Raw genomic sequence first — 11,917 nt, 5'->3', positions numbered from 1 at the left:
AGTATTTTTTAGCATAGACGACGACTTCAAACATGTATTTCCATAGGAAATCTCAACGGCATTTATGGCGAGTTGGATAGTGGACTCATGTTTTGTTTTTAATGTTAAACACATACTTGTAACGACGTAGGTGGGGGGGGGAGGCTTCGATGCGTATAGTGGGTGGTAAGTGTCAAGTTATGTGAATATAGATCAGCAATCGTTCTAACACGACCTCTGTATCCTACAAGAACAGCGTTGGACAGTATCTTTCATTATTTTATTAAAGTATAAAATAATAGTTTAAGTTGTGGTTGCAACCCAAGACTTTAATCTTTAAGTTGTACATAAGAATCGTTACGCGTGCGCTTGGACAACCAAGAAACTCCTTTAGACTGCATAATCTGTGTCTTGTTTTGTTCTTGTCGCAGTGCGACGTGGGGGCACAACATGTAGGCAGCCTGCCAACAAATGCACAAGACAGCAGGATGCTTGCGCCCGGCAATATAATGCAGGGCGCGCTCCGTGGCAAGTAAGATAGCTACGTTTGCTTGAACAATACACGCGATAACGTATCCATGTTTTCTAGAACTTTTCCCACACCCAATGCAACGCAATAGAGTGGATTAGGAGCAACAGCGACCTGCAACCCCGTAGCATCCGCAAGCACGTTATTTAGATTTTTCAACATACTAGCACCACCAGTAAGAGTTATGCCCTTATCCACTATGTCTGAAGATATTTCCGGAGGAGAGCATTCCAAGGCTACCTTTATTGCAGCTGTTATGTTGTTCACACCCTCTGCCAAGCTTTCTGCCACCTCTTCCTCGGTTAGAGATATCTCCCGCGGTATGCCAGTAGCCAGGTCACGCCCTTTGACTTCCATGCTGGTTCCAGGACCTTCTTTTGGTGGAGAAGCTGCACCTATAGTCTTTTTGATCTTTTCTGCAGTAGCCTCACCAATTAGTAGATTATACTTCTTCCTGGTGTAAGCGATTATAGCTTCGTCCATAAGGTCTCCTCCGCTCCTAAGTGAGCGGGAGTACACCACTCCACCTAGTGATATAATGGCAACTTCTGTTGTTCCACCTCCTATATCGACTATCATTGACCCCTCAGGCCCAGCAACAGGCAAATCCGCTCCTATAGCCGCCGCCATAGGTTCCTCTATCAAGTGCACAGCGCCAGCGCCAGCGCACTGAGCTGCGTCTTGAATGGCGCGCCTTTCCACTGGGGTTGACCCCGAAGGGACACAGATGATCGTTGTTGGCTTGTTAAGAGTACGCCCATTGTTTGTTGCCCTGATGAAAAACTTTATCATTTCTTCAGCGCAGCGGAAGTCGGCTATAACACCATCTTTTAAAGGGCGCACAGCTTCAATGCTCTCAGGGGTCTTACCCAGCATCATTTTTGCTTCTATACCGAATGCATATGGGACATAACACCCACCGTCTTTGAGCAGTGCTACCACGGAAGGCTCGTTGAGGATTATCCCCTGATTCTTTACATATATGAGTGTATTTGCCGTGCCTAAATCTATGGCGATATCGCGAGCTAGCCAATTCTTCTTTGCCAAAAAGGCCTTGCACTTGTTTAGGGCTCTGCCTATTCCCAATCCAGAGACAATAGACCGTACGTTTATGTCTACCATATGATACACCTACACCTTAAAGACCACAACTCGAGACTGCATACTAGCACACCGCGCAACCAAATGTACATACATAGCTACTTAACAACATCTCTCAAGTTTACAACAGTCTATATCCATTAGCGGAATAGGCATAGGGGTTTTTGAGGTGAGATTTTTCTTCAGTAGTGTTATCTACAAGACAACTTTGTTGTTGGGGCGTGAATTGTGGAATATGGTTGGCTAAATATAGATAAGTCTTACGGAATGAGCTCTGGAAGAGCAGTGAGCATAATAAAGAGGATCTTGAAGTGTAAGGTCGGGCATGCAGGGACATTAGACCCTCTCGCGACAGGGGTATTGCCCATTGCGTTTGGTGAAGCAACAAAGACAACATCATATGCTATGGATGCTGAAAAAGCCTACTCTGTTAGAATTAAGTGGGGGGAGCAACGTGATACAGACGATGCGGAAGGTAAGATAGTTGCAGTTAGTGATGCCAGGCCGAGTGAGAAAAGCATTAGAGAAGCTATCAAACAGTATGTTGGGCATATAGAACAGGTTCCCCCAGCATTTTCAGCGATAAGGATAGGTGGTGAAAGAGCTTATAGTATTGCAAGAGCAGGTAAATTTGTGGAGCTTGGCTCCAGAGTTGTGTGTATTGATGACATAAAATTGACTGATATTGACGATAGTGAAAACTCGGCGAGTTTCTTAGTAAAGTGCAAGAAAGGCGTCTATATAAGGTCGTTAGCGCGTGATCTTGGTATAGCGTTAGGGTGCTTAGGATACGTGGCGAGTCTTCATCGCAAAAAAGTTGGTGTTTTTACCGATGATTCCGCTGTTGCATTAGAGGACTTAGAGCGGGTGGTATCTGAGAAAGGGTTAGCTAAGGTTGCCCTTCCTCTATCAGTTGTTATGTCAGGAATTCCATGCATAGAAGTGCATGGAAAAGACGTCGAAATGCTAAAGAATGGTCGCGATATCAGGTTAAGTAATGATATTTTAAATGGCTTGTGTGTTGCTGAGAATTGTGGTATGTGTTACCTAAGCCAGGCGGGTGGCGTTCCTGTCGCTGTCTGCGAAGTCGTGGATGGCACCGCTAGGCCGGTGCGTGTTTTTAATGTTTGAGTGTTTTTGAGTGTGCTTCAAGGGGGGCTTTCGTTTTTATGTCGATCACACCTAGTAAAAAATCAGAGTTAATTTCTGAGTATCGCATCAAAGATGGTGATACGGGTTCTGCATACGTGCAGTGCGCTATCTTGTCGGAACGAATACGCAATCTCACTGAGCACTTAAAGGTTCACAAAAAGGACTTTCACTGTAGAAGAGGGCTGATGGTCCTAGTTTGTAAGAGGCGCAAGAGGCTTCTATATGTAAAAAATAAATATGGTAGCGATTCGTATCTGGACTTGGTCAAGAGGCTTGGCATAAGGGACGTATTCCATTGATCGATGTGACAATGGAGAGGAAATTTTTGCGCCATGGCGCGTTTTTTATATGGTAATTTAAGTATGTTTGATATCACGAGGAAGTGTGTAGAGTGGGGAGATAGACCATTAAGTATAGAGAGTGGTAAGATAGCGCGCCAGGCGAACGGTGCGGTTGTGGTTGACTATGGAGGCACGTCGGTTTTAGCGACTGTTGTTACGCAAAAGGCTAAAGAATCAGTAGATTTCCTTCCGTTGACTGTTCAGTTTTTAGCAAAAAGTTATGCCGTTGGTAAGATACCGGGTGGGTTTTTTAAGAGGGAAGGAAAACCGTCTGATCGCGAAACTCTAATTTCGCGTTTGGTGGATCGGAGTCTGAGACCGCTTTTCCCGTTTGGGTTTTGTGATGAAGTGGCGGTTGTGTGTAATCTTCTATCTTATGACCCAAGTAGCCCCCCTGAAACAGTTGCTTTGATAGGTGCGTCGGCAGCGCTCGCTATTTCAGGGATTCCATTCGAGAGTACTGTAGCGGGTGCAAGAATAGGGTACGTAAAAGGGGAGGAGAGGTACGTACTTAACCCCTCTGCTGATGAGCTCAGTATGAGTGCGATGGATATGTTCTATACGAGAAGTAGCACCTCGACGCTGATGGTTGAATCAGAGGCAAATGAGCTCACAGAAGATGAGATGCTTGGTGCTTTGAAGTTTGCTCATGAGAGTTGTGAAGAGATAATAGGTGTCATAGAGGATTTTGCGCGTGATGCTGGTGTCACAGAAAAGGCTGAGTTCATTCCCCGCGATTTGGATGAGATCACTTCTAGCATAAGCAATGAATACGTAGAGCAATTTGCTGAGGCTTATTCTGACAAGGATAAGAAGTCAAGAGTTGCTAAGTTGGATGTCGCTAGGGAGGGTCTTAAAGAGGATCTAACCGGTAAATTTCTTGAAGCTGGCGGCAAATATACTGCCCAGGACATAGTGTTGGCCCTGAAGTTGTTCGAAAGATCCTTAGTTAGAACAAAAGTTTTAGAAACGCAAAGTAGAGTAGATGGTAGGGCATACGATCAGATACGAAATATAGAAATAGAAGTTGATCTCATATCTAAGGCTCATGGGTCGGCGCTATTTACTAGGGGTGATACGCAAGCATTGGTGATAACTGCCTTGGGTACTCCTCAGGATGAGCAAATTATTGATGGATTTGATGGCGACAAAAGAGAGCGGTTTTTGTTGCATTATAATTTTCCTCCTTATGCTGTTGGCGAAGCTTCTGCTTTGCGTCCTCCGGGAAGAAGGGAGATTGGGCATGGAAAGTTGGCATGGAGAGCTATTCATCCTGTGCTGCCTTCGAAAAGTGAGTTTCCTTACACCATTAGGGTGGTGTCGGAGATAACCGAGTCTGATGGTTCTTCATCTATGGCGACAGTGTGTGGTGCGTCTCTTGCTCTTATGGATACAGGTGTCCCGTTGAAATCGTCTGTTGCCGGGATTGCTATGGGTCTGATTAAGGAGGGCGAAAAATGTGCGGTATTATCTGATATACTTGGCGATGAGGATTATCTAGGTGATATGGATTTCAAAGTAGCGGGTACGCGTGAAGGTATTACTGCACTGCAGATGGATATGAAGGTCAAGGGTATAGACTTTGGAATCATTAATACAGCTATGGGCCAAGCTAGGGATGGGCGTTTGTTCATCATTGATAAGATGGACCGTGTTATTAAGGAGTCCAGGGAGAGGGTGCGTGATCACGTTCCTCGTATGGAGTCTATGATAATAGACAAGGCCAAGATAAAAAACGTTATAGGCGCAGGCGGGAAGAACATACGTGAGATATGTGAAAAGACAGGAGCGAAGATAGAGATATCTCAGGATGGTACAGTCATGATCTATGCTGTGGGTACTGAGGCGATAGAAGAAGCTAAAGACATGGTTACTGGTATAGTTTCAGAACCTGAGGTTGGTAAGATCTATAGCGGGGTTGTGTCTGAGATTGCTAAGTTCGGTGCTTTCGTCACGTTTTTGGGTGCGAGACGCGGTTTGGTCCATATCAGTGAGATTAAAAATGAGCGCATCGAAGCCGTGGCTGACTTCCTTGCTGTTGGCGACAAAGTTAAGGTTCTGGTTGTGGAGGTCGATAAGGATCATATACAGCTGTCGCTGCGTCGTGTGGATCAGGATTCTGGTGATGCGATAGAGTGTGAGCCATATGCTTCTCAGAGGCGTTCAAGCTTCTCGGGAAGTGGTGGAAACTCAGATGGTGTGGGATCGTACTCAGGTTCTGCGCCTAAGGATAAGAAGAGGGGGTCTTCTCTTGGTGGAGCGTCGGGTTCCGGTAGGTCAGCTCCGCGTCGACGCCATAGTACTGGCAATAGCTACTATGGTTCTTCTGATGGGCAGCAGGGTGGTGCTTCCTCTGAAGCTGTAGGTAATACGTCTCGAAGCGGAAAGGGAAATGGTTATTCATCTAGTCAGGGGTCTTCTTCTGCTTCTGGCGCCCCAAAGAAGCCTAGGTTTTTCTAGGGATCATGCCTTTTTGTCGCAGGCTCACTAGGTTTCGTAGAGAGTCTGCGATTTCTTTTTCTCATAAGTTACTGATAGAAGTAGCCTTGCTGCTGAGTGAGCGAGTCTCGATGTTCTTGTCTCGTAAAAAGGACGAGGGGGTGAATGTTCTTGTTCTGGGATGTAGAGATGGGAGGGTTGCAGATGAATTGCAACCATTTTTGTCGCAAGCTGATAAGGTATATCAGTGTGATGTTTCTCCATCTATTCTATCTAGTACCAATGGTGCTTGTTGCATTGTTGCCGACGATGAGGCTTTACCGTTCCGGGAGCGGAGTTTTGACTTCCTTGTTAGCAACTTGACGCTACACAATATAAATGATCTTGTTATGGTACTCACGCGTTTCCGGTCTCTATTGCGGCCAGGAGGGCTCTTTTTTGCTGCAACTTTCGGCAATGCTACTCTGCGTGATGTAAAAAAAGCAGTAATAAAAACTGAAGGAGAGAGGATAGTTGCTAGAATACAGCCATTTAACTATGTATCAGAGTGGCCCATGCTACTGCGGAAGTGCGGTTTTCAGGATATTGTGGTCGACGTCAACTTAATAGAAGTCAGTTACGATAGCCTGTATCACCTGTTTAAAGACCTTAAGAGCATGGGGGAGGGAAACACGTTTCGTAAGCTCTATGAACCAATAGGTCGTCGTGCTCTGGATAGGGCATGGGATATTTATAAAGAATCAGTCGGTTGGAAAACAGAAGGACCGGTCCCTGTGTGCTTTGAAATAGCTATTCTTAAGGGAAATAACAAGCCTTGGTGTCCGTAGCGGATTAGTGTTTGCTCGCAAATTTAGGCGGTGTCTTGTGTAATTATTACATTGCAAAGGGTGCTCATAGTAACTTACACTGGCTTAGTGTTTTTGCGTGGATGTATTGTGGATAGGAGCTCAATAAGAAATTTTGCGATTATAGCACATATAGATCATGGTAAATCAACGCTAGCTGACCGGCTTATAGAATCTTGTAATGCGTTGGCAGCCAGGGATATGAAGGAGCAAGTCCTTGACTCCATGGATATAGAACGCGAGCGTGGGATTACGATAAAAGCTCAGACTGTTAGGCTTACGTATAATGCAAAAGATGGAAAGGTTTACTATCTAAATTTGGTAGATACTCCCGGGCATGTTGACTTTTCTTATGAAGTGAGCAGGAGTTTGGCGGCCTGCGAAGGCTCCTTGTTGGTTATAGACAGTAGCCAAGGTGTTGAGGCGCAAACGCTGGCCAATGTTTACAAGGCAGTCGAAAATGATCATGAAATTATTACAGTACTCAATAAGGTTGATCTAGCCTCTGCAGATCCTGAGAAGGTCAAGGTGCAGGTTGAGTCGATGGTTGGCCTTGATGCAAGTGATGCAGTGTTAGTATCAGCAAAAACTGGCGTTGGGATTTCAGATGTCTTAGAGGCGATAATAGAGCGTCTTCCCGCCCCTAAAGGAGATGTCGATGCTCCGTTAAAGGCGGTTTTGGTTGACAGTTGGTATGACCCGTATTTGGGAATTGTGATTCTGGTACGCATCAGGGATGGAGTGCTACGCAAGGGAATGAAGATTGCCATGATGTCTACAGGCGCTGTGTACCCCGTTGAAAATGTAGGTGTGTTCACGCCCTCAAAACAGATGGTTGACTCGCTCACTGTAGGGGAAATTGGTTTCATAACGGCTGGAATTAAAGAGCTATCAGCTTGTAAAGTTGGTGATACTGTAACTGAGGATAGCAGAAGATGTGATGAAGCTTTGCCGGGTTTCAGAGCTACCTGCCCTGTGGTTTTTTGTAGTTTGTTCCCAGTGGATGCCGGCAGCTTTGAACATCTGCGTGAAGCGTTAAGTAAGCTGCGCTTGAACGACGCTAGCTTTACTTTTGATATGGAGAATTCCACGGCATTAGGTTATGGATTTCGTTGTGGCTTTTTGGGTATGCTTCATCTGGAGGTGGTGCAGGAAAGACTGGAGCGAGAATTTGACTTAGATCTCACTGCGACTGCGCCTAGTGTAGTATACAGGGTTACTGATAAGCGAAATGTGATAAAGGATATACACAATCCCAATGATTTACCTGAAGCGCATGAAATTCTCATGGTAGAAGAGCCTTGGGTCAAGGCTACTATCATGGTGCCTGATCAGTATATAGGTCCCATGTTGGCGCTTTGTAACGGGAAGAGAGGTGAGCGTATAGATTTGTCTTACAGTGGCAACATGGCTCTGCTTCAGTATAGACTACCACTGGCCGAGATTGTGTTTGATTTTTATGATAGGCTAAAATCCATATCCAAGGGATATGCTAGTTTTGACTGGCAAATGGATGGATACAGTTTAGCGGAAATATCAAAGTTGACGTTTCTTATAAATAGTGAGCCGGTCGATGCTCTTGCATGCATAATACATAAGTCAAAAGTTGAGGTGCGGGGAAGGGAGATTTGCGAGCGTCTAAAAGATCTCATCCCGCGTCAGCAGTATAAGATAGCAATACAGGCAGCTGTAGGGGCTAAAATCATTGCCCGTGAGACGATAGCTCCGTATCGGAAGGATGTTACTGCGAAGGTATATGGCCGCGATGCCACCAGGAAAATGAAACTTTTGGAAAAGCAGAAAAAAGGTAAAAAGCGTTTAAGGTCCATAGGAAATGTGAATGTGCCTCAAAGTGCATTCATTCAAGCATTACAGATGAAGGATTAATTGTAAAAGAGACTTGCTATTTTGTTTGTTTTTTGATGTGGTAGCTTGTCATGACAGGCGTGGATGAAGGTGGATATGATTTACTTTGCATTTCGAAGTTCATGGAATTCGTTTTACTACATGCCTGGTGACATAATGGTTTTAGTCATATAGCGCCGAATTGTTGCACCTGCTCTTTACTTCGGGTTTTGTGTTGTATGAAAGCTGCAGCACGGACTATGTGTCCTTTGGGGCTGTGTTCAGTAGGCAACAGTATGTAACAAATATGTGATATAAAGAGTAAGTATGATATACAAAGGGCTATGGGAGCTTCTGAGCGTTAATAAGTGGCAAATTAGCAAATGCGTGACAGGAAATTTGCGTAATTTCATCAAAAATTTACTTTGGTCTCACCACGGACCAAGTGTGCTCTAAACGCACGTATGTTTATAGTGTGGGCTCACGTTTTTAGCATCATTTCAAACCAAAGGTACGGTTTGCTTGGTAAGGTTCTGTTTTACTTTATTTCAAAACCAGTTTTTCTGTCACTTAATTGCCACAAATAGGATCATCACTCGCAGATGTGAATGGGATAGTTGTCTAAATTTTACATCCGTTATATGGAAAATGAGGTATGGAAGCGGCTTAACGTTACTTATCTAACTATTTATGATTAAAAAAATTATAGAGCTATTGACAGTTTAATATCTTAAATATATTCCCCTACCAATATGTGCCACATAGTGAAAGTTAGATAGTTTGAAAGAAGGTAGAGTATGCCTTTGTTTGGTTCGAAAGAGAATGAGAATGGAGGGGCTGGGACGTCCAGACCAAGCACTTTGCTACCTCCTGGCCTTGATGATTCCAGGGGATTTTCATATATCAGAATTGAATTTTTACCTACTTATCATATAGACATTTATGGCCTCTGCCCCGAAGATTTGAAGTTTAACAGGGGGATTGATGAGTTTTATATTAGGGGAGAAAAAGTTCCCCGGGATTGTTACAGGATGTCGCTGGTATTCAAGGGAGAGGACTGGGGTCATCCCGGAGTTAGAATCGCTGACAATTGTGTTTTACTTGAAGTAGAGGGTATCACTAGGCGGGACTGTGCGTATTTGCGAGAATACTGGCCCCTGACCATTGATAAGCTTGAGCTAAATGAAGAAGATGAAATGATATTGCATTTTCGCATCCTGGATCCTTGTAGGATAGTGCATATTATGACATTGCCCGAAAACGTGCGTAACGGCGATTGCATGCGATTTTTGGATAAATATTTAGAATGGGTTGCCAGCAAAAGTGTCGGCGGAAAAGACCTAATAGCAGTGTACGAAGCGGCAGATCGTAGTCCTGGGCGTTCTAGTGCGGCTGTAAAATTAAGGGATACCTTTGAAGGTTCCAGGATTATCTTAGATGTACGTCTCAATATTTATCGCTTGCGCCAGATGATGGCATTGTACGATGAGGATCGCAGTCTGCCTCGGGGTAAATATATGTCACTAATCAAAGAGGTGCTTGATGACAGGTGGGGTGGCCACATAAGGATGGCTAATATGGGAATACTCCCAACATTTGCCTGGGAGATGGTCACGCTTTCCTTGGGAACAGCTAAGCATAAGTATGTGTTTGATGTAGATGCCTTAAAGCGTTGGTTGTTATTTGAGGTTCATGGTGGTGGTGATTCCGATATAGGAGCACATATATTAGTTTTGGCAGCTCTCCACAGTAATTTCAGGGAGTTATTTGTTGCGAATGTTTTACTTTCTATGCCTGAACTCGTGAAGGTGTGCGAAGAGATATGTGACCTCACGCGCCTCTGTCGAAGGAATATAACCGAATGGGAAGTGGAAGAAATCGTCCACGCACGGGGTATTCAAATGTGTGTTGAAGCCATAGCTCTGCCTTTTTTCATTGAAACACCTGCCTATATTGGGCTATGCGGAAGGGTGCCTGAATATAGGTATTATAGGGATAATGCTCTGAATGAGGGTATCTTGTGGATTGGCCTGTCCCATCGTCCCTTCTATGCACTGGGTCGAGATAGCTTTAAATGTTTGTCGGTGTGGGTTTTTTGGCGCTTCCTGTCGTCTGTGTGGTCTATGAGTAACTTTGACAAGTTCATGTTAACGGACTCCGAGATAGTAATAGAAAACGCTTTAGAACACGCGTATAGAAAATTCGCTCCTTGTCAGTGGGTTCGTGGAAGCAGCGATATAATCCCGGAAGACATAGGAAGATATGAAAGAAGGTGTAAAGTGAAAGTCTTGAAGGACAAAGACTCTTTGATGACAACAGTAAAAAACGCAAATCCCGATAGAAGACGAAAAAATGTTTCAACAGATGTAAGTGATGTAGAGGTTAGTAGTGAAGGTAAAGCACGGACTTCAGGTCAAAGATTGGCATAAAAATGCCTGATTCTGTTTTGTAACCAAGCACTTGAGGCGTGCTTGTGGACTAATGGGGGAATCATCGCAAGAGTAAAAATTTAACATGTGCCACGTGTTCAAGGAGGCTTAGATGAAAGGTGGTAGTCGTGGTCGTAGTGGTAAGGGCCTACAACTTTCGCAAACGTGTATGGGGGAGGGAAAATACGGAAGGGATTCCTTCAGCGGCAACAAAAAGGAGCCAATCACATAAGCTCTGCACGGCGCCGTTGATTTTGGATGTGGCAGGCCTCATGTGTTTGAGAGGATGAGATATAAAGTAAAGAATAGAAGGTAATATGAAGAAGGAAATGAGCTCTGTATAGGGAAGTTTCTTAAGGTACTGGGTATGTACTTGTTGGTTGGTACGCAGGGCGGTATATTGCAGAAAGTTTCTGCAATTTTACATGGCAGTAGGTGAAAATGAGCCTTTGAGCTCTGAGTAATACGTTCGCGTTTATATGCATGTATGGGAGCGGAAACCTATAATTTTTCCGCCAATAACAGCATCCTATAGTATATACCCCTAATTTATTTGAAAAGTTTATAGTATAAAATAAAGTTCATGATTCCACTGGAAATGAAACATAGTGGCTATAAAGAATGGAGCAGAAAAGAAAGCAGTTTCTCAATCTTTCAGTTATTGGGGGTCCTAAATTGGGCAGGATAAGTAGTGGTTTCCTGATACTGAGTTATCCACGTGTGTTCCCAGCGGTAGCTACGAAATATTGGTTTTCCTCATTATCCTATTTATTAGTTTGTTGAATGAGTATTGTAGGGCACGTGAGCGCTTTCCAGAGAGTTTTCCGTTTACACATGGGATGCTTGATTCACCAGATGGATTTCCTTTGCACAAGGGCAATAGGAGATCTCATCTGCTACAGTAGGAGAAGAGTGGAATTTGCTCAAGGCACAAGGCAATTATGCGGAAGGTAAGGAAAACGAAAAATCAAATAAGTCAAAAGGAAATGATGCCAACACCATTAGTGCAAGAAGTTAAAGACTTCGGTAACTACAACATTTTCAAAGGCGCTTAACTTGGTCACAGTAGCATACCTGTGTTGGCTAGCGCTGCATGCCATTACGCGTGTTTTTAATGATATAAACTTTGATATGGAATATTAGCCTACAGTTGCTAATAAGATGTTTTGCATTTTCTTCGCAATGGCATAGCATGGCGTCTCTGGCGTCTCTGGCGTCTCTGGCGTCTCTGGCGTCTCTGGCGTCTCTGGCGTCTCT

Annotated in this window: 7 protein-coding genes; 6 read left to right on the top strand and 1 reads right to left on the bottom strand. The window is 44.2% G+C overall.

The genetic code is table 11. The features are described 5' to 3' along the window. Positions 1-520: 520 nt before the first annotated feature. Entirely contained in the window at positions 521-1,630 is a 1,110-nt protein-coding gene (locus tag ANPL_RS02305; RefSeq protein WP_169193179.1) for a rod shape-determining protein, read from the bottom strand. A gap of 207 nt (positions 1,631-1,837) precedes the next feature. On the opposite strand from ANPL_RS02305, the gene truB reads away from it, so the two are divergent. The 6 genes from truB (at position 1,838) to ANPL_RS02275 (ending at position 10,660) form a co-directional block, all read left to right on the top strand. Continuing rightward, positions 1,838-2,740 (top strand): tRNA pseudouridine(55) synthase TruB, encoded by a 903-nt coding sequence (gene truB, locus ANPL_RS02300; RefSeq protein WP_169193178.1) that lies wholly within the window; start codon positions 1,838-1,840, stop codon positions 2,738-2,740. 38 nt (positions 2,741-2,778) lie between these two features. Further along, a complete protein-coding gene (gene rpsO / locus ANPL_RS02295; RefSeq protein ID WP_169193177.1) occupies positions 2,779-3,060 on the top strand; it encodes a 30S ribosomal protein S15 in 282 nt (93 codons plus the stop codon). A 63-nt stretch (positions 3,061-3,123) separates the two neighbouring features. Continuing rightward, the gene (pnp, locus tag ANPL_RS02290; RefSeq protein ID WP_169193176.1) at positions 3,124-5,562 is read left to right on the top strand and encodes a polyribonucleotide nucleotidyltransferase; all 2,439 of its coding nucleotides are present in this window, start codon (positions 3,124-3,126) and stop codon (positions 5,560-5,562) included. Between the two features lie 5 nt (positions 5,563-5,567). Further along, positions 5,568-6,368 carry a methyltransferase domain-containing protein gene (locus tag ANPL_RS02285; RefSeq protein WP_169193175.1) on the top strand — a complete coding sequence of 267 codons (801 nt, stop codon included), beginning with the start codon at positions 5,568-5,570 and terminating at the stop codon, positions 6,366-6,368. A gap of 108 nt (positions 6,369-6,476) precedes the next feature. Continuing rightward, positions 6,477-8,273, top strand: a complete 1,797-nt coding sequence (lepA, locus tag ANPL_RS02280) for a translation elongation factor 4 (RefSeq protein WP_169193174.1) — start codon at positions 6,477-6,479, stop codon at positions 8,271-8,273. Positions 8,274-9,028: 755 nt separating this feature from the next. Continuing rightward, the gene (locus ANPL_RS02275; RefSeq protein ID WP_169193173.1) at positions 9,029-10,660 is read left to right on the top strand and encodes a hypothetical protein; all 1,632 of its coding nucleotides are present in this window, start codon (positions 9,029-9,031) and stop codon (positions 10,658-10,660) included. The last annotated feature ends 1,257 nt before the right edge of the window (positions 10,661-11,917 follow it).

The sequence above is a fragment of the Anaplasma platys genome, from assembly GCF_012790675.1.
Classification (GTDB): Bacteria; Pseudomonadota; Alphaproteobacteria; order Rickettsiales; family Anaplasmataceae; genus Anaplasma; species Anaplasma platys.
Note: the sequence above shows the minus strand (reverse complement) of the source record. Positions and strands in the feature narration are given on the sequence as shown.